Below are 18,377 nucleotides of genomic sequence, written 5' to 3'. Positions count from 1 at the left end.
CTAATTTGAAGTTCTTACCTATCGACAAACTTGGCCTATCAGTGAGTGTACTTACGGTACTCTCACTGGTTGCCCTTCCTTTTGTCCACCTCCAGCCAAACCGTATCATGCCCGGTGAAGGCTTCTTCCTCGCTGACGTGTTAATGCCGAGCCATTTAGCCACATTTACGGTGCTAATGCTCCTAACCGTCTTGAGTGCATCGACTACGATGCTATACAAGCTCCAGCTTATCCTGTGCACTGCCTCGGCATTTATCCTGTTGTACAGTGTCGGGGCCAGTGCCGATGGCCTGCTTGACGGGGCCACCCCTTTCGCACGGGTGTCCTTGGGTAGCGGGTTTTGGACCAGCCTGTTTTTGCTCGGGCTACTGTTGACTGACGTCGTCATAAAATTGAACCTGCAAGGCCTCAAGCGCCTGCTTTTCATCTTGTCGGTTGTCATTGGCATCGTTGCGGTTCTAAAGACTGGCGCATTAGATAACCTCTCCATTATCAAGGAATACCAGAACCAAGATACCTTCTGGCAACAAGCCCTACGCCATGTGCAGCTCTCTTTCGGTAGTCTGGTGCCTGCCATACTCGTTGGCATTCCTTTGGGAATAAAGTGTCATCGCTCTCAGGCCGTTCGAAATGGTGTTGTCCCTATCCTCAATGTGCTTCAAACCATCCCTAGCCTGGCGATGTTTGGCATCTTGATGATACCGCTGAGCTATATCGCAGTAACGTTTCCTGCCCTGTCAGATCTTGGTATCAAAGGCATTGGTGCAGCGCCTGCGGTGATTGCACTGTTTTTTTACTCCTTACTCCCTATTGTCAGCAACACAATTGCAGGGTTTGACAAGCTAGACGCCAAGACACTCGATGCAGCGAGAGGCATGGGTATGAATGCCCGTCAGGTTCTATTTGGTATAGAGCTCCCCCTCGCACTGCCCGTCATTCTCTCCGGCATTCGGATTGTCGTAACCATGAACATCGGCTTGGTCGCTGTTGCAGGACTCATTGGCGGTGGGGGCTTTGGTACTTACATCTTCCAAGGACTAGGCCAAACAGCAACCGACCTCGTCATTCTTGGTGCTTTCCCCACCCTACTACTTTCTTTTGTATCCGCGGTATTGATTGATGCCATCATCGAAGTCGTCAAAGGCAATAAATCATGATTGAATTAAAAGCGTTAACCAAAACATTCGGTGAGCAAACAGCGGTAAAAGGTGTCTCTTTAACCGTTGAGACCGGTCAATTCTGTACCTTAATTGGCACTTCGGGTTGTGGGAAGTCAACCACATTAAAAATGATCAACCGCTTGATTGAGCCAAGTGCCGGTAAGGTGTTGATTAACAGCCAAGATGTCTCGACCATGCCTGCAGAGTCATTGAGGCGCCGTATTGGCTATGCCATTCAAGGTGTGGGCCTTTTCCCGCACCGTAATGTATTCGACAATATCGCGACCGTACCTGTCTTGCTGGGGTGGGATAAGGCCTCTATCACCCAAAGGGTAAAAGAGTTACTGGAACTGTTTCACTTGGATTATGAGCGCTTTTCGACAAAGTTCCCCCACCAACTTTCAGGGGGTGAACAACAGCGTGTCGGGGTAGCTAGGGCACTTGCGGCCAAGCCTGAAGTATTGCTGATGGATGAGCCGTTCGGTGCACTTGACCCATTGACCCGAGAGAGCCTGCAGGACGAGATACTGAGTATTCAAAAGATCCTCGGCATCACCACTATCATGGTCACCCATGATATTGACGAAGCCATCAAAATGGCAGATGTCATTGCCGTCATGGACAAAGGAACGTTATTGCAATTCGATACGCCCCAGTCGCTGTTGAGAAATCCTAAGCCAGGTTTTGTCAGCAATATTGTCGGTGGTCTCGACCGCTCTCTGCGCCTTCTGACCCTCAACCAGGTTTCTGATGTTATGAATGGCAACCCTGCTCCAAACAATGGCACAGCCAAACCATCGATACCACTCAATACCAATTTGCGTGATGCCGTATCGATGCATATCTGGGAAGGGGAAGATACGCTTGCTGTCAGCGATGAAACAGGAGCCATAGTAGGGACAGTGTCTCTCAATGATATTCTGAGCAAGGGAACCAAATCATGAACTCCCTAGCTTTGAGGCAATGGATAGGGCTTGTCGCCCCTATGGGCATATTGGCCCTGCTGGCTTTTCGCATTGAGTTGATAGAACCACTGCTGGCCTACTTCAACCACATTGACGCTCCGGTGATCTACTACCGCGACACCTTCACCAATTTAATCTTTTGGCACATGCTGGTAGTCTTTTTGGCCATCGGCGCTGCCACTATCATCGCACTGGTATGTGGGATACTGGTTACCCGCGACTCCGGCAAGGACTTTCTCCCATTAGCTAGGGCCGTCGCTAACCTTGGCCAAACATTCCCACCGGTTGCGGTGTTAGCATTGGCCATTCCTTCATTGGGTTTTGGTTTGAAGCCCACGCTGGTAGCCCTGTTCCTTTATGGCTTGCTCCCGATATTTGAAAACACCGTAACCGGGTTACAGCAAACGCCAAAAAGTGTCCTCGAAGCAGCAAAAGGCATGGGCATGAGCAAATTCCAGCAGCTTTGCCAGGTAGAATTACCCCTTGCGCTACCTATAATTATCTCCGGTATCCGTACCTCGCTAATCATCAGCATTGGTACTGCCACGATTGGCTCCACCGTCGCATCGAAAGGCCTAGGAGAAGTGATCATAGCCGGTTTGCTGACTGACAATATGGCGTTCATCCTGCAAGGCGGGATCTTGGTTGCACTGATTGCCATTATTACTGACCAAGTGTTCGTAAAACTGGAATCCCGCTTCTCGTATTAAGTCGGTAGTTTTATCACCACCATTTTCTCCTCGGTAAAATCATGCATGGTATAAGGGATACCGCCTATGCCGTAGCCTGATTCTTTACGGCCGGCAAAAGGCATCCAATCAACTCGGAATGCTGAGTGATCATTGACCATAACCGCAGAGGCTTCGAGTTGATGTTGTGCCTGCAGGGCAACTTCCAGACTTTGGGTGTAGACTGCAGCCTGGAATGAAAATGGCACATTGTTTGCCCGCTGGTAGGCCTCGGTGATGTGATCGTAGCCATAGACACAAACCACAGGCCCGAAGATCTCTTTTGAAGACACATTCAAATCGTCACTGGGGTTGAGTATTACTGTCGGCTCATAAAGGGTAACGGTTAACGCTTTGCCGCCAATGGGGATTTGTGCCCCACTCTGTTTGGCTTGATCGACCCACTCAGCGACCCGCTGGCACTCTTTGGGACGAATTAGCGGACCACAATCTGTGTTTCCCTCCCTTGCATCCCCCACTACCAGTTTACCCACCTGCTCCACCAGCTTTTGAACAAAATCGTCAAGGATGTGGTTATCAACGTAGATACGCTGGACAGAGACACAAACTTGTCCTGAGTGGTAGAAACCGCCCTTCACAATGGATGGCAAAATAGCATCTATATCTACCTGTTTATCAACAATAACAGGCGCTGCGCCACCATGCTCTAAGGCACAACGGGTACCCGGGGCCAATTTACTGCGTAAGTACCAGCCAACTCCGGGAGAACCAATAAAAGTGAAAAATGCCGTTCTCGGATCGGTGACAGCCCGTTCTGTGTCTTCCCTTTTCGCGAGGAAAAAGCGGCACCATTTTTCTTCAAGCCCAGCCTGATAAAGCAGTTCGACAAATTTTTTGGCACTTAGCGGAGTGTCGTTGGCAGGCTTAATCAAAATGGGGGCATTTACCGCGATGGCTGGCGCTACTTGATGAACAATTAGATTGAGAGGGTGATTAAATGCCGATACCGCAACCACCGGCCCAATCGGCTCCCTATAGGTGAAGGCCAACCGGCCAGCACCTGCTGCAGTGAGATCCATGGGGATTTGCTCTCCCTTAAGGCCCAATAGCTCTTTGGCCGCCAGTTGCACCCCATCAATCGCGCGGTCAACTTCAATAATGGCATCCTTAAGCGGCTTACCGCCTTCTGTGGCAATCAACATCGCCAACTCATCCTTTTGTTCCAGCATCAACCCTGCGCAGCGGTTAAGGATGGCAATCCGTTCATGGGCAGCTAGCCTTTGTGCTTTGTCAGCAAAGGTATCGGCCGCTTGCTGTAACATAGCATCAAGTTCATCCCATGTCGACAATGCCAGCTCAGCAATCATTTCTTGGTTAAAGGGGTTCTCTACTTTAACAACAGTCATAATAGGCAAACCTTCGAGGCTAATTCATCAATAAGCACTGTTTTATTGGCCGTGTAGTCAACAGGGACATCGACAAGGTGGACGCCACCGGCATCAAAGGCCTGGTCAAGCACACGTTCAAACTCATTTGCGCTGGTTACCCGGTGCCCTGTCACACCGTAAGCATTGGCATATTTGACAAAGTCCGGGTTATCGAATTCTAATCCCCAGTCGTCCATGCCTGCTATTTGTTGTTTCCACCGAATCATTCCATAAGAGCCATCATTCAACACCATGACGACCAAGTTGAGCCCGACTCTTCTCGCAGTCTCCAACTCTTGGGAATTCATCATAAATCCCCCGTCACCGCATATTGCCAAGACCCGCTTGCTCGGGTTGAGCTGCGCTGCCATCATCGCCGACGGTAAGCCTGCCCCCATCGTCGCTAATGCGTTATCTAACAATACCGAATTAGGGTGATAAGCTTTGTAATTGCGGGCAAACCAAATCTTGTAGATGCCGTTGTCCAGCGCGATGATGCCATCTTCCCCCATCACTTTCCGGGTACCGGCTACTAGCCTTTGAGGAATAATGGGAAAAGAGTTATCTTGCGCACCGGTCATAATATGCTGATCAATTTCTTGCTTAATTCGTTGGAAATATTCCACATCAGCACTTTTCCACCCGTTGAGCTTTTCTCCCAACCTGCGCACAGTTCTGCTGATATCGCCCACTAACTCAAGCTGGGGAAAGTACACTTCATCCACCTGGGCTGATTTGTAGTTCAGGTGGATAACAAACTTGTCATTGTCTGACATGAAAAATGGTGGCTTCTCTACCACGTCATGGCCAATATTGATGATCAGATCAGCCCGCGAAACTGCACAGTGCAGATAGTCATTATCTGACAGCGCCGCTGTTCCCAAAAACAAATCGGAACGCTCGTCGGCCACCCCTTTTCCCATTTGGGTGTCAAAGAAATAAATGCCTGACTGTTCAACAAACTTCTCAACCGCTTTGCAGGCTGTTTTCCGGTTTGCCCCTGCCCCAATCAAAATAAGCGGGTGGCTTGCTGTCTTGATTTTCGCTATCGCTTGATCAAGCACAAAATCATCTGCCACGGCGTACTGTCGGGTACTTTGCTTCACCACTTTGGTATCAGTCTCTTCTGCCGCAATGTCTTCTGGCAGCTCGAGCAAAATCGCTCCAGGGCGCTCCTCCTCGGCCCTTCTGAAGGCCTCCCGGACCAATGACGGAATGGTATTGCCATGAACAATCTGCTTGCTCAACTTACAAATGGGTTCATAGAGCTTAACCACATCAATAATCTGAAACTGCCCCTGTTTGGAGGCTTTGATTGGCTTTTGGCCAGTAATCATAATGAGAGGGAAAGCTCCAAGATGGGCATAGGCGGCTGGGGTAGAAAAGTTAGTTGCGCCGGGCCCCAGCGTTGCCATACAGACCCCGGCTTTACCCGTCAGCCGACCATATGTGGCCGCCATGAAACCTGCTCCCTGTTCGTGCCGGGTCAACACCAACTTTATTGAAGAATCTTTCAGGGAATTTAATACATCGAGGTTTTCTTCCCCCGGAACAGCGAAGATATACTCAACCCCTTCGTTTTCTAATGCCTTTACCAATAGATCTGAAGCTTTCATACGATTACCCGAGCAAGCCATTGAGTGAATTACACACCAAGCATATACAGCAATTAACTGTATTCCCGATTTCATAGTATTTGAATATAGTTCAGTCTTGATTATGAGCGCTCGAATACCACCGATTTATCATTGAACAGAAACACACGCTTTTCGATATGGTACTGAATCGCCCTTGCCAAGGTTAAAGATTCAACATCCATGCCTTTTCTTGCCAAGTCAGCAGGATAATAGGTGTGATCGACGGTATCCATTCCCTGAGTAATGATCGGGCCTTCATCCAAGTCATCACTGACATAGTGTGCGGTAGCCCCTACCAATTTAACCCCTTTCTGGTAAGCCTGATGATAGGGCTTCGCGCCTTTGAAACCTGGCAGTAAGGAATGATGGATATTGATGGCCTTCCCAGCCCAGCGGACGCACATTTCATGAGAAAGTACCTGCATGTAACGGGCAAGCACCAACAGTTCACACCCGGTTTGCTCCAACACTGCCTGTACCTGAGCTTCCTGCTGCGGTTTCGTCTCGGCAGTAATAGGAAAATGGTAATAAGGAATATCATGCCACTGGGCGAGTGATTGCAGGTCTGGGTGGTTTGATATCACGGCTTTGATATCAACGGCCAGATTACCCGTACGATACCGGTACAGCAAATCGTTGAGGCAGTGATCATATTTAGACACCATAATCACCACCTTCGGCCGATACTCCGATGGTGTCAGTTCCCAATCCATCTCAAACTCATCAGCCCTAGTGGCAAAAGAAGAGCAGAAAGTGACTTGATCAAGTGCCGAATTATCTTCCTTACGAAAAACGGCACGAATAAAAAAACGGTGGCCGAGTGCATCATCAAATGAATTAAGTTCAGTAATATAACAGCCAGACTCACGCAAAAAGCGCGTGACCACATCCACAGTACCGGAGCGACCGGCGCAACTTGCGGTCAGGATATATGTTAATGATGACTGATTCATAAGCTCACCTTTTCGATTTTTGCACCATCCTTATCCCGCAAGCATGGCACAAAGGTCACAAAGTTGCCGAAAGCTTATAGTGAGTCAACATGCAGTAAAGACAACGAACAGAAAAGATATTGAGTCAAGATATAGGCAAAGACCATATACAGAAAAAAACGTTAAGCGCTCTAGTGTCTAAGGTACGAAATAAGCAATGGAGAGATAAAACTTGGAGCGGGCAGCGGGAATCGAACCCGCATCATCAGCTTGGAAGGATTATACCCACCCGTGACATTAGAGCCTCATAATTAGATAATATTCAACATTACAATGACTTAAAATCAAAAAAGATAGTTACACCAAATCCCATAATATGCCATTTATTGCGGTCTGGTCACAAAAATGGTCACTTATTTTTGTATACTAAATGTACACTTCTTGTACAAAGGATTGTGCAATTATGGCCAAGATCATACCTGAACGGGACAAGAAAAAGTTATCAATCAACGTTCATCCAGCAGCAAAAGCAGCGTTTGATTTCTTTAATGGCCAAGCATATCTCTTCGATAAAACACTGTTCTCTATTGACGCATTACGTACCCTAAATCAATACTCAACACTTCACGCTGTAGAGCAGAAAAAAAGCAGAGTGCTAGTGTTTTCTGGATTTGAATTCTTTGGCTTTGACTTATCAAATACAGACTTCAGAAAATGTACAATTATTGTTCACCGTGATTTAACAGAAGAAGACATCCGCTTCCAAGCGTGGGTTAATGTTACACGCACTCTCCTATCATCATTACAGCCGCAACACATTGAGTCCTTTAGAAGACACTTCAACCAATCTGCACCCAATGAAATTGTTCAATTTTTGATTAAGAGAAATAAAATTAGTCAACCTCAATTAGCAAAGTGGACATCATTGTCTCGCAGTGGATTGGCCCGTCAGAAAAGCCGGGAAGCAAGTATTAGTAAGCCGCAACCTCAACTATCCATATTTGAAAAGCTGCTCAAGGAGAGTACTGATGAATCGGAACGAAGTTGAGAAGCGATTCAAAGCACGAAATATTGAAGGTTTCTTTAAAAAACTATTTCCATTCTCTGCTTATGACAATGCAGCTATAGCTGAAGAAGCTATTCGTCTATGTAACCTTTTAGCATCACAACATAGTGACCATTTTGATGAGCTACCTCTTCTACTAAAGGAAGCATTAAAAAGAAAACAAGTGGCATCAATTGCCCCCGATGACGTTATCAAAAAAATAACTGATAATCGTCAACTTGGGGTTCACTATATCCCTGCTTTTGTAACGTCAACCTTGCTTCGTACTTCATATGACAGAGCTAAATTCGACCAGTATAAAGCCCTAACATTAATCAGCATTTGCAGGTTAAGCTTCATGGGTAAACATGACGCTAAAATTAAAACGATCTGCGATGAAGTACGGCTTTTTGCCAATGGCCAAAGAGAAATAATGGCTGGTTATCTTCCAGACATTCACCAATACGCTTTCCCTGAACTTGTTAAAAAATTTACCCAACTAACAGATAAAGAAAAATCCACCATTAAGTCATCTCGTATCATCAATCAACTTGAGCATTATCACCGGCCATACCAAGCCAGCCTTCAATGGTCCGAAGGATATACGAGGTCCGTTACCACTAAACAATTTCGACAGGCAGGCACATTAACTGTCAGTCCGAGACAATACTTAAATGATGAGGGAGATTCTCTCATCGAAATTAAGCAACTTCATTTCGGCCCCAGGAAAAATGAAATTTGGCAAGATGAAGACGGTTTAGGAAACGATAACCGCAGTATAACTATCGTTACTAGCCCATCAAGCATCAACAAAGACTACAGCCTGGAAGTTATGAAAGCCCGCGCCATTCAGGCGCGTATAAGAAAGAAAAATATGCACCTTCCCTGCGATATTTACTCATTCACCAACTTTGAGGTGGCATGCCTAGTTCAGGCATGCCTCAAAACCATTGAAGTTGGTGATACAAATGAAAACGGTATCGCAAAACTACTCATGCTGATGCTATTAATGGGTAACACCATTGAGCAGGTAAGAAAAACAAAGGTTCAGCGCTCTGCTAACAAGTCAGTCTGTGGGTTTAACCGGAAACACAATCTGCCCACCCACAAACTCAGAGCAGAATTAGCCCCCATCATAGAAAGTATCTCAGAAAACCTGTCTTTCCCTCTTCCCAAACTGCTTACGCAAGGGATACACAGCTTTCAATTTCGGGATATTGGTGAAAAAGAGATAAAAGCCTATCTGCAAGACATCAACCGAAAACACCATACCCACATCACCCTCACCAAAGTCAGCGGATATCTCAGACAAAAACTATCACTGAAACAGATAGATCCTGTAATCATTGAAATCATCTGTGGCACAGATATCAGGGCTGTTCCTGCGCTGTTCTACACTCAACTGCCTTACTCGAGCATCCTTAATACCTATCAGCGCTATATCAAATTCATTGCCTCTGTTAACCAAAAGCCAGAGCTGGGCATTTTGCACGATGTACCCACCCAGGATAATATGCTTATCGGCTCACCACTACACATCCGAACCAATACCCTCAAGTCACTGTTTTATGAACTTAATCAGCTTATTCAAAAATCACTAGAAAACCCATTATCGAAGTTTTCCGAGGAATGCCATAACAATGTGACCCTATACACCCAATTAATAATGGGGCTTAGCTGTGGATACCGGCCAGTTACAGGCTGGTTTGGTAAATTAGAGCACTATCATATAGCTACGGGGGAATGCTGGATTTCAGACAAAGAGAAAAGTACCTGCGATTGCAGCCGCGTTATTGTACTCCCCAAAACCGCACTTAAAGTATTAGAACAGTACCTAACATATATTGAACAAGCCGCCATACACTATGGCAATGTGAACCGAGCTATCTGCTTAAGATATCATTCCGTCCTCACTAGCCAGGAGCATCTTTTCTTTTACCGGGAAAAAGACCAAATCAGGGAAACCATCCCCTCAGCCTTCATCGAATTAGTTGACCCCATTTTCCCTCTGCAGCCTAACTGGCCTCGACATCATATCCGCTCATTGTTACTCGAGAAGAATATCTCACCGGAGTTGATTTCAGCCTGGATGGGACACCAGGACACGGGAAAGCATGCCTTCAATCAATTCAGTCATCTCAATAGAAAGCAAATGAGAACAATTAGCCAGGAGATCAATAACTACCTAATTGAAATAGGTATAGAGAGAAACATATGGTAAGTATCGGAATTGAGGCGCGAGAATCCAAGCGACTAAAGACTATCGAAAATGTCAAACGACATACTCAGCAACTGCTGGACAAGTACTTCCCAAATCCCAGTAATCGACCTAATCCCGAATTATTCGAAAACAGCTGGCTCAAATTTGTCGGAGAGTTAGAAAATACATTTAGCACCCACCGCGACTACCGTCTGGCCTTTAATAGTGCAATACGAACGGTTAAGCGCTACCAGGATCAATTCCACTGGAAGGTTTCTCCACCATCCTTTCTCATCACACACAAGGAGCCGGCACAATTAAGAACCTTACCGTGGCTCAAAGCTGCCTGGGCGGTTCATAGCTTCTATGGGGAGTGGTTCAATAACGGCTTACTTAGTAAAAAGCTGCATGAACCTGCCGATATCTATCAATCACTGATACTGTCCTTGATTTTTCATAGCGGCCAGTGCTCTGCAAATGTCATCACTGCATTTTGTCGCGAGCTAATACAAGGCCCTCTTAAGCTTCAGCATTGGCAAGACAATACCTTTGTCACACTCACCTTGGAGGACAGCAAACTCAACACCAATTGTTATGTAAATGACGAAGCAAAGACCCTATACCATTGCTATTTTCATCCGATTACACTGGGGTTGCTCCAATTATGGCTAGCCGCACATAAAACAGGCTGGATACCACCGAAAGATTTAAGAGAGCTATATAAAACTCTTTGTGCCGGCATCAAACCACCAGCACACTTGCCCACATCACTAACATACTTCTGCAAGGCCGCAATATACACCTGTGAAACCTTCGACGGCGCTGAACTCAGTGAAGCACTTGTTGAATACCGAATTGAGCGAACAAAATCCTACGCCTTACCCCCGAGCAACCTTTCTCGTATTATTGAGCCAAAGGTAAATCAAGTTCTCAACCAGCACTTCTATCAATTTAATAAGGACATCACTGTAGGGCACAAAAAACAGGTAAATTCGTCTAAAGGTCGCTCAAAAGGTATTCCTGCATTGATAAAACAATGCCTTGCAGATGAGAATCCAAATGAAAAACTCTCACCTAATCGCTTACGAGATAAACTTGAACAGTTAGCCGGAGACGTCGAGCTATCAGAAACGGAATCAGTACTTATCCATTGGTTTATCTATAAGGCCTGGTCATGTACCACATCAACCCTTAGACAATACAATGCTAACCTCACTAGGAAATGGCTGTATATTGGTCAGGAAGGCGAACTCTCAAGCTTATCTTCAGAAGACATCGAGCAACTTTACAATAATCTAGTATTTAGCCATAAATCCGCGAAGTCCCAGAAGTACTTCGCCATGCGGCTAAAGGATCTGCATGGCTTTGCCGTCCAGAACTACAGCTTTCCGGAACTCACCAGTAGCTACTTTCATGTCGATGCTGGCCAGCAGCACACCCGGTCAGGGTTTATCGATGAGGGACTGTTCTCTGCCTTACTTAACAACATCCAGCAATTGGGTGATTTAAACAATGCTGAGAAAATATGCCTACAGTCTCTTTGTATCCTTTCCTATCGATGTGGACTAAGGCTAAATGAACTGAAAAAACTCCAGCTCAAGCATATCGAAGCCTCTTCGACCAAATGGATAGATATTCGGGAAAACCGGTTCGGTGATAACAAAACGGCTAGCAGCCTAAGAAAGGTACCACTTTTCCCACTGCTACTGGAACATGAAAAGCAGATAGTCACTAAACACTTAGAATTGAAGATGGCAGCACGCACATCTATGGGTAATCTTTTCTTCACTTTTGGCCAAAACATCAACCAGCCTTTCGACACCTTTCTGGTATCGAACTTTATCAGTAAAACACTCAAAGCGTTCTCCGGACTATCTTACCTAGTCTTTCATCACCTAAGACATAGCTGCATCAGCCGGCTACACCTTGTGCTGGAACTTGACGATGAGCTTGATGCAATTCCAAATATCGTCCCTTACAACAAAGAGCAACGGCACAAAATCCGCAATACCATCACAGGTGAGTCACTTCAAAATGGCTATTATGCCCTAGCCGCTTTTGCCGGTCATGAATCACCAGAAATGACGTTTTCCCACTATTTGCATTTTTCCGACTGGATATCAGCCACCAAAATCAACTTAGCTACGTACCATCTCAGTCAAAAACGAGTGGTTCAAATTGGGCTTTCATCTAGACAGCACCATCGAAATCACAAAGGAAACACCCAACCTAAGGACTTTCTCCCCTATCTCATCAAGAAACTGAAGATTGAGCCTGTCCAATCAATCGTTACAGATGGCATATCCCCGATTCAGATAAAGCCTTCCTCAACAAAAGAGACCATCAGTATACCCATCTGCTACCAAGTGCTAGAACAAGTTGAAAAAGGTATAAGCATTAAAGAAATTTCATACAAATATCGCATCGTACAAGAGACTGTCGACAAATGGTTAGCAAACGCCAAATACATAAAGTCACTTGAAACCAACACCCTGAAACAGCGGCCACGCCACTTCTCTAATGCTCGAAGGCACAAGTTATTACCCGGTAAACTGAAGTCAGTAGCCGAGAATAGAATCGTCAACAAAGCCATTACAAAACTTCGACATAACTACCGCAGCCAAAGAGAAGAAATTACAGAGATGTTAGTCTACGCCTTAAAGCACACCAGTGAGAGTAAATCAGGTATATATTTCAATAACCCAGATACCTTGAACCGATTCATTAAAACCTTTCATTTCATGATTCCTAAGTCGTCTTGGCGAGCCATTACCCTGTATCACGGCAACAGTATGAAGCTAGAGGAATGGAGAAAGGCTCTTCAAGGGCTAAAACAAAGGCAAGAAAAGAAATCATCGATAAATAGTAAGCCTGGCATTGGAGCCGTTCGCCTTGAGTTAATTAGCCCTGATGAGGAGAAGATCATAGAAATGACAGGTCATAGCAAATACTCTTCACATCTGTTGATTTACCTGATTCATATGATGGGGATAATGATGCTAAAATTATGAAACAAAATAAACCGTTATCAGTCTTTTTTATAAACTATATTCTGTTTTAAACATTAAATTTGATTTCGCAAACTACTCCTACCCTAAATTTGCAAATGGAATCACAATATTCTCGTGTGGTGTATCCATAAATACCTGTGAAATTTTCCCTACGGTGAACGGTTAATAAGTTCGAAAGCATAGAGTAAGATCTTAAACACAGTGTTGAGCTGGCAGCTTCCCCACACTTTTAACAGGAACAGCTAAAACAAAATTGGACAAAAACGTTTTATAGATTTTGCTAAATTAGTAACTTACGGATTACTTTTAGTATGGAAAAGCACACAAAGTTGGCCAAAATATCTTATCCACTACACTTCCAATATAAAATGCTCCAACTGAATTTAAATTATTAATTTATAGTGACAAAAAGTCCTATTCCATGAGCTTGCTATTTTTACATATAGATGAATTTTTGGTGAACCAGTTGGTTAAATAATCAACAAAACCTACTCTTCTAGGGAAACTAACTTAGGAGAGAGAAATGAGCGTTTTGACTAAAGGATTGGTGGGATCCTTAGCGGCCTTAGTTATGGCTTCCCCTTCGCTTGCCCGAGAGCAGATTAGTATTGTCGGTTCATCAACAGTTTATCCATTCGCAACCGTTGTTGCTGAGCGCTTCGGTAAATCGACCGGCTACAGTGTGCCTAAGATAGAGTCAACCGGTTCTGGTGGTGGCCTAAAACTGTTTTGCGCCGGTGTCGGTGAGAGTACGCCTGATATCACCAACGCCTCTCGTAAGATCAAGCAATCAGAAATAGAGTTATGTAAGAAGAACGGTGTAACAGAGATCGTCGAGGTGCAGATAGGTTACGATGGCATTGCCTTTGCCAACTCGACACGTGCACCCAAGCTCGACGTAACCGTCGATGAAATATACAAAGCGCTCGCTAAAGTCTTACCCAATGAAAAAGGTGAGTTGGTCGAAAATCCTTACACAACCTGGAGGCAGATCAGCAGTGAACTGCCAGACATCAAAATCGAGGTTTTAGGTCCTCCACCTACATCAGGTACTAGGGATGCCTTTGTTGAGCTCGTAATGGAAGAAGGCTGTGACAGCTTCCCGGCCATGAAGGAGTTGGCTAAGAAAGACAAAGCGATGCACAAAGCAGCGTGTCAGGGGATCCGTGAGGATGGCGCGTTTGTCGAAGCAGGAGAGAATGATAACCTTATTGTGCAAAAACTCTCAGCAAATCCACATGCCTTTGGAATTTTTGGTTTTAGTTTCTTAGACCAAAATACGGATAAGGTGCAAGGCTCCAAAATCAACGGTGTGGAGCCAACCTTTGAAGCGATTGGTGACGGCTCTTACCCGGTCTCCCGCTCACTATTCTTTTACGTCAAGAAAGCGCATGCCGGTGTTATTCCAGGAATTGAGGAGTACGTTGCGGCATTTACCAGCGAAGATGCAATTGGTGAAGATGGTTACCTTGCTGACCGCGGGCTTATTCCGCTATCAGCGAGAGACTGGAAGCTTGTAAGACAAGATGCTGAAACGATGACCCCGAACCTGTAAGCGTATGACGGTTGCTTTAATTACGTTTATTTGCGCAGCTCTCGCTTTTGTCTTCGGTCGTTCGAAGGCGGTAAGAGCTGCCCAATCGATAGGTGGTATCCGCGCATTACACTCGCTGCCCAACTACTATGGCTGGTACGCAATGTGGATTGTGCTACTGCCAATAATGGTGTTCGGTCTTTTTTGGGCAATATCTGAGCCCTATGCTTTGCGTACTCTGACGCTGAGTTATTTTGACCTCCAATACCCAATTCAACAAACAGGGCGAAGCGAAGATCTAATTTTTGCTCAAATTGTCGCCTCGAGTAGCCGCGATTTATCAAATGTTGATTATTTTCAAGCACTGACGCGCAGCGGAGAGTATTATCGCAATCTTGTGCGCAGCGGTAATTCTGTATTTTACATAACAAGTTTCTCCATCTTGGCCGGCGCGATTAGCTTTGGTTTGTACAAGATTGCCCCAGATTTCCGCGCCAGAAATCAAGTAGAAAAGGTCGTGCGCTTCCTACTCGCCCTAAGCTCGACTATCGCAGTTTTAACCACCTTGGGCATTGTGCTATCGGTCCTGTTTGAGTCGGTGCGCTTCTTCTCGCAAATACCAATCACCGAATTTTTATTTGGTACCCACTGGTCACCTCAGATTGCGATACGTGCTGATCAGCAGGGCGCGAGTGGGGCTTTTGGCGCCGTACCTCTGTTTGCCGGTACGCTGCTTATTACTGTAATTGCCATGGTGGTCGCCGCCCCCATCGGCTTATTCAGCGCTATCTATCTGGCGGAATACGCTCCGGAAAAGGTGCGCACTTATGTTAAGCCCATGATGGAAGTACTGGCCGGTATTCCAACGGTGGTCTACGGATTTATTGCGGCTCTGACGATTGCACCAGCAATTCGTAGCTTTGCCGAGTCATTGGGGAGCACCTCAGTGTCCTCGGAGAGTGCTCTGGCAGCAGGGTTGGTCATGGGTGTGATGATCATTCCATTTGTCTCCTCGCTCTCTGATGATGTTATTCGCGCAGTCCCACAGAGCATCCGTGATGCATCGTTAGCGATGGGAGCAACTCGCTCGGAGACGATCAAGAAAGTGGTTCTTCCCGCAGCACTCCCGGGTATTGTTGGCGGGCTATTGCTTGCCGTTTCAAGGGCAATCGGTGAAACCATGATTGTGGTCATGGCTGCCGGTCTCACGGCGAACTTAACCGCCAACCCTTTGGAATCAGTAACAACCATCACCGTGCAGATCGTCACCTTATTGGTGGGTGATCAAGAGTTTGATAGCGCGAAAACCTTGGCAGCATTTGCCTTAGGGCTGACCTTGTTCGTGGTTACCTTGTTACTCAACGTCGTGGCGTTGAGGATTGTGAAAAAATATCGAGAGCAGTATGAGTGACCCATTGTTAAGACTTTCAGAGCGTAAGGTGGCATTGGTTCGAGAGTCACTGTCAAAACGTCATCGTATCGAGCGACGTTTCCAATTCTATGGCGTTGCCTCGATTCTCAGTGCGTTGGCTTTTCTGATCTTTCTGTTGACCTCAATCATCTTCACCGGGGTTGGCGCTTTTACAACCACTCAAATTGAGATGCGCTTTTATGTCGCCCAGCTCGGAGAGCTGCCTTCTGCCCGCAGCTTAATTCGTAGTGAGCTACAAGAGACATTTGAGCAAGTCACGACTCGTGCTGAAAGGCGCGCGCTCTACGGTTTTGTCTCACCAGAGTCAGAATTTATGATTCAGCGTCAGCTCGACGATGGGCGTAATCGTGGAAAACAAATCTCAATTTGGGTACCCGCGGGAGATCGTGTCAATCAGTTTCGCAAGGGTAAGCTGATGGTTGACGATCAAACGGGATTCTCAAGCAAAGAGTATGCTTGGTATCGGCAGCTAGAAAAGCAAAATAAAATTCGCTCCGCCTTCAACTGGCACTTTTTTACCGCAGGTGACAGTCGCAACCCTGAAGCTGCGGGCATAGCCGGGGCGTTCATGGGCTCGATGTTCACCCTGTTAACCGCTTTGGTATTGAGCTTTCCAATCGGGGTAGGCGCGGCGATTTACCTAGAAGAGTTTGCCCCCAAGAACCGTATCACCGACATCATTGAGATTAATATTAATAATCTAGCAGCGGTACCATCGATAGTCTTCGGTCTTTTGGGGCTGGCTATCTTCCTCAATGTACTGGGCTTGCCGCGCTCAACCCCTGTGGTTGGTGGTTTGGTACTCACTCTGATGACGTTACCCACGATTATTATATCGAGCCGAGCATCGCTCAAGTCAGTTCCACCCTCGATCCGCGACGGAGCATTAGCGATGGGAGCCTCAAAGACCCAAGTGGTATTTCACCATGTATTACCGCTAGCACTGCCGGGAATGTTTACTGGCTCTATCATTGGCATGGCACAAGCCTTAGGGGAGACCGCACCTTTGCTGATGATAGGTATGGTCGCGTTTATCGTTGATGTCCCGACCAGCTTTGTCGATGCTGCTACTGCCCTGCCAGTACAGATTTTCCTCTGGTCGGAAAACCCAGAGCGTGGCTTCGTCGAGCTGACCTCTGCAGCCATTATTGTGCTGCTGTTTTTCCTTTTCCTAATGAATGGGATTGCGTTGTATCTAAGAAAGAAATTAGAGCGGAGATGGTAGATATGAATGTACAAGTTGACCGCACATTAACCGCACCCGCGGCTGAAGAGCCCGCTATCTTGCGCGAATCCCTGACCGCTCACCAAACCATTGGTGAGTTTGCAAGCGATCAGCCAAGTATGAAAACACGCAATGTCAATGTGTTCTATTCTGGGGTTCAAGCCATCATGGATGTCAGTTTAGATCTTGGCGCCAAGCAAGTGCTGGCACTCATCGGGCCATCTGGGTGTGGTAAGTCGACCTTTCTTCGCTGCCTAAATCGTATGAATGACACCGTCCTTGGATGTGAAGTTCAAGGAAGCTTGTCCCTTGATGGGGTCGATATATCCGCATTAGAGCCAGAAGAGTTAAGAGCTAGAGTCGGCATGGTCTTTCAAAAGCCCAATCCTTTTCCTAAGTCCATTTATGACAATATCGCCTACGGGCCGAAGTTACACGGGCTTGTGGAAAGCAAGACCGAACTGGATGAGGTTGTCGAAGCATCACTGCGCAAAGCCGGATTATGGGAAGAGGTCTGTACTCGTCTGCATGTCCCGGCAACAGGACTGTCTGGAGGGCAACAGCAGCGTTTGTGCATCGCGCGAGCTATCTCAATCAGCCCAGAGGTGATTCTTATGGACGAGCCGTGCTCAGCACTTGACCCCATTGCTACCTCAGTTATTGAGGCGTTGATCATGGAGCTCAAAGAGAATTACACCATCGGCATAGTCACCCACTCCATGAGTCAAGCCAAGCGCGTGTCAGACCGAACTGCGTATTTCCATTTGGGTAAGTTGATTGAGGTTAACCCCACAGAGGAGATGTTTGAGCAGCCTCAGCATCACTTAACACAAGGCTATCTAAAGGGTCGATTTGGTTAATCTTGTCGATCCGTTATGTGAAGCTAGCTGAAGCTGACTATTTAACTTGTACAGATAAATAATCAGGCTAACGCCTGCGTCATACCGGTTCATTACATTAAAACCTGTGCTGGAGAAATCCGCCTTTATGAATCGTCTCTTCAATGTTGAGGTTGTTTACCAGTAACCATTGAGCCCATCACTGGGGTCGCTCTGCCTTATCTGATTAGTTGCAACAACCCCGAAAAGACTTACAAAATCAGTGAAGTGATAACGTTTTA

Annotated in this window: 13 protein-coding genes; 10 read left to right on the top strand and 3 right to left on the bottom strand. The window is 46.2% G+C overall.

Annotation, left to right across the window (positions count from 1 at the left end; translation table 11 throughout):
* Positions 1–5 precede the first annotated feature (5 nt).
* The 3 genes from BIZ37_RS04220 to BIZ37_RS04210 are packed head-to-tail and all read left to right on the top strand — an operon-like array spanning position 6 to position 2,835.
* Positions 6–1,157 (top strand): ABC transporter permease, encoded by a 1,152-nt coding sequence (locus BIZ37_RS04220; protein ID WP_222939579.1) that lies wholly within the window; start codon positions 6–8, stop codon positions 1,155–1,157.
* Positions 1,154–2,104 (top strand): ABC transporter ATP-binding protein, encoded by a 951-nt coding sequence (locus BIZ37_RS04215; protein WP_187460444.1) that lies wholly within the window; start codon positions 1,154–1,156, stop codon positions 2,102–2,104. The genes BIZ37_RS04220 and BIZ37_RS04215 overlap by 4 nt, the downstream gene beginning before the upstream one ends.
* Positions 2,101–2,835 (top strand): ABC transporter permease, encoded by a 735-nt coding sequence (locus BIZ37_RS04210; RefSeq protein WP_187460443.1) that lies wholly within the window; start codon positions 2,101–2,103, stop codon positions 2,833–2,835. Before BIZ37_RS04215 ends, BIZ37_RS04210 begins: the two co-directional genes overlap by 4 nt.
* Here the strand turns inward: BIZ37_RS04210 and BIZ37_RS04205 are convergent.
* From BIZ37_RS04205 to purU, 3 genes are all read right to left on the bottom strand, one after another.
* A complete protein-coding gene (locus BIZ37_RS04205; RefSeq protein ID WP_187460442.1) occupies positions 2,832–4,220 on the bottom strand; it encodes an aldehyde dehydrogenase family protein in 1,389 nt (462 codons plus the stop codon). The two genes, BIZ37_RS04210 and BIZ37_RS04205, sit on opposite strands and share 4 nt — an antisense overlap.
* A complete protein-coding gene (locus BIZ37_RS04200) occupies positions 4,217–5,857 on the bottom strand; it encodes an acetolactate synthase large subunit (RefSeq protein WP_187460441.1) in 1,641 nt (546 codons plus the stop codon). The genes BIZ37_RS04205 and BIZ37_RS04200 overlap by 4 nt, the downstream gene beginning before the upstream one ends.
* Before the next feature lie 101 nt (positions 5,858–5,958).
* The gene (gene purU / locus BIZ37_RS04195) at positions 5,959–6,831 is read right to left on the bottom strand and encodes a formyltetrahydrofolate deformylase (RefSeq protein WP_187460440.1); all 873 of its coding nucleotides are present in this window, start codon (positions 6,829–6,831) and stop codon (positions 5,959–5,961) included.
* A 442-nt stretch (positions 6,832–7,273) separates the two neighbouring features.
* On the opposite strand from purU, the gene BIZ37_RS04190 reads away from it, so the two are divergent.
* From BIZ37_RS04190 to pstB, 7 genes are all read left to right on the top strand, one after another.
* The gene (locus tag BIZ37_RS04190; protein WP_187460439.1) at positions 7,274–7,858 is read left to right on the top strand and encodes a hypothetical protein; all 585 of its coding nucleotides are present in this window, start codon (positions 7,274–7,276) and stop codon (positions 7,856–7,858) included.
* Positions 7,839–10,076 carry an integrase gene (locus BIZ37_RS04185; protein WP_187460438.1) on the top strand — a complete coding sequence of 746 codons (2,238 nt, stop codon included), beginning with the start codon at positions 7,839–7,841 and terminating at the stop codon, positions 10,074–10,076. The genes BIZ37_RS04190 and BIZ37_RS04185 overlap by 20 nt, the downstream gene beginning before the upstream one ends.
* Positions 10,070–13,066: an integrase gene (locus BIZ37_RS04180; RefSeq protein WP_187460437.1), complete on the top strand. Its 2,997-nt coding sequence runs from the start codon at positions 10,070–10,072 to the stop codon at positions 13,064–13,066. The genes BIZ37_RS04185 and BIZ37_RS04180 overlap by 7 nt, the downstream gene beginning before the upstream one ends.
* A gap of 571 nt (positions 13,067–13,637) precedes the next feature.
* Positions 13,638–14,621: a PstS family phosphate ABC transporter substrate-binding protein gene (locus BIZ37_RS04175; protein ID WP_370577303.1), complete on the top strand. Its 984-nt coding sequence runs from the start codon at positions 13,638–13,640 to the stop codon at positions 14,619–14,621.
* 4 nt (positions 14,622–14,625) lie between these two features.
* The gene (gene pstC / locus BIZ37_RS04170; protein ID WP_187460435.1) at positions 14,626–16,011 is read left to right on the top strand and encodes a phosphate ABC transporter permease subunit PstC; all 1,386 of its coding nucleotides are present in this window, start codon (positions 14,626–14,628) and stop codon (positions 16,009–16,011) included.
* Complete coding sequence (gene pstA / locus BIZ37_RS04165) at positions 16,004–17,257, top strand: phosphate ABC transporter permease PstA (RefSeq protein ID WP_187460434.1); 1,254 nt, start codon at positions 16,004–16,006, stop codon at positions 17,255–17,257. Before pstC ends, pstA begins: the two co-directional genes overlap by 8 nt.
* A 119-nt stretch (positions 17,258–17,376) precedes the next feature.
* Positions 17,377–18,117 (top strand): phosphate ABC transporter ATP-binding protein PstB, encoded by a 741-nt coding sequence (gene pstB, locus BIZ37_RS04160; RefSeq protein WP_222939580.1) that lies wholly within the window; start codon positions 17,377–17,379, stop codon positions 18,115–18,117.
* The last annotated feature ends 260 nt before the right edge of the window (positions 18,118–18,377 follow it).

The organism is Photobacterium sp. BZF1 (assembly GCF_014349205.1).
GTDB lineage: Bacteria > Pseudomonadota > Gammaproteobacteria > Enterobacterales > Vibrionaceae > Photobacterium.
This window is presented reverse-complemented; position numbering and strand designations above follow the sequence as displayed.

Excerpts from the sequence above, each read along its gene's own strand:
- BIZ37_RS04185 (WP_187460438.1), top strand. The coding sequence starts at position 7,839 with ATGAATCGGAACGAAGTTGAGAAGCGATTCAAAGCACGAAATATTGAA.
- BIZ37_RS04175 (WP_370577303.1), top strand. The coding sequence starts at position 13,638 with ATGGCTTCCCCTTCGCTTGCCCGAGAGCAGATTAGTATTGTCGGTTCA.
- BIZ37_RS04215 (WP_187460444.1), top strand. The coding sequence starts at position 1,154 with ATGATTGAATTAAAAGCGTTAACCAAAACATTCGGTGAGCAAACAGCG.
- BIZ37_RS04200 (WP_187460441.1), bottom strand. The coding sequence starts at position 5,857 with ATGAAAGCTTCAGATCTATTGGTAAAGGCATTAGAAAACGAAGGGGTT.
- purU (WP_187460440.1), bottom strand. The coding sequence starts at position 6,831 with ATGAATCAGTCATCATTAACATATATCCTGACCGCAAGTTGCGCCGGT.
- BIZ37_RS04180 (WP_187460437.1), top strand. The coding sequence starts at position 10,070 with ATGGTAAGTATCGGAATTGAGGCGCGAGAATCCAAGCGACTAAAGACT.
- pstC (WP_187460435.1), top strand. The coding sequence starts at position 14,626 with ATGACGGTTGCTTTAATTACGTTTATTTGCGCAGCTCTCGCTTTTGTC.
- pstA (WP_187460434.1), top strand. The coding sequence starts at position 16,004 with ATGAGTGACCCATTGTTAAGACTTTCAGAGCGTAAGGTGGCATTGGTT.
- BIZ37_RS04210 (WP_187460443.1), top strand. The coding sequence starts at position 2,101 with ATGAACTCCCTAGCTTTGAGGCAATGGATAGGGCTTGTCGCCCCTATG.
- BIZ37_RS04190 (WP_187460439.1), top strand. The coding sequence starts at position 7,274 with ATGGCCAAGATCATACCTGAACGGGACAAGAAAAAGTTATCAATCAAC.
- pstB (WP_222939580.1), top strand. The coding sequence starts at position 17,377 with ATGAAAACACGCAATGTCAATGTGTTCTATTCTGGGGTTCAAGCCATC.
- BIZ37_RS04205 (WP_187460442.1), bottom strand. The coding sequence starts at position 4,220 with ATGACTGTTGTTAAAGTAGAGAACCCCTTTAACCAAGAAATGATTGCT.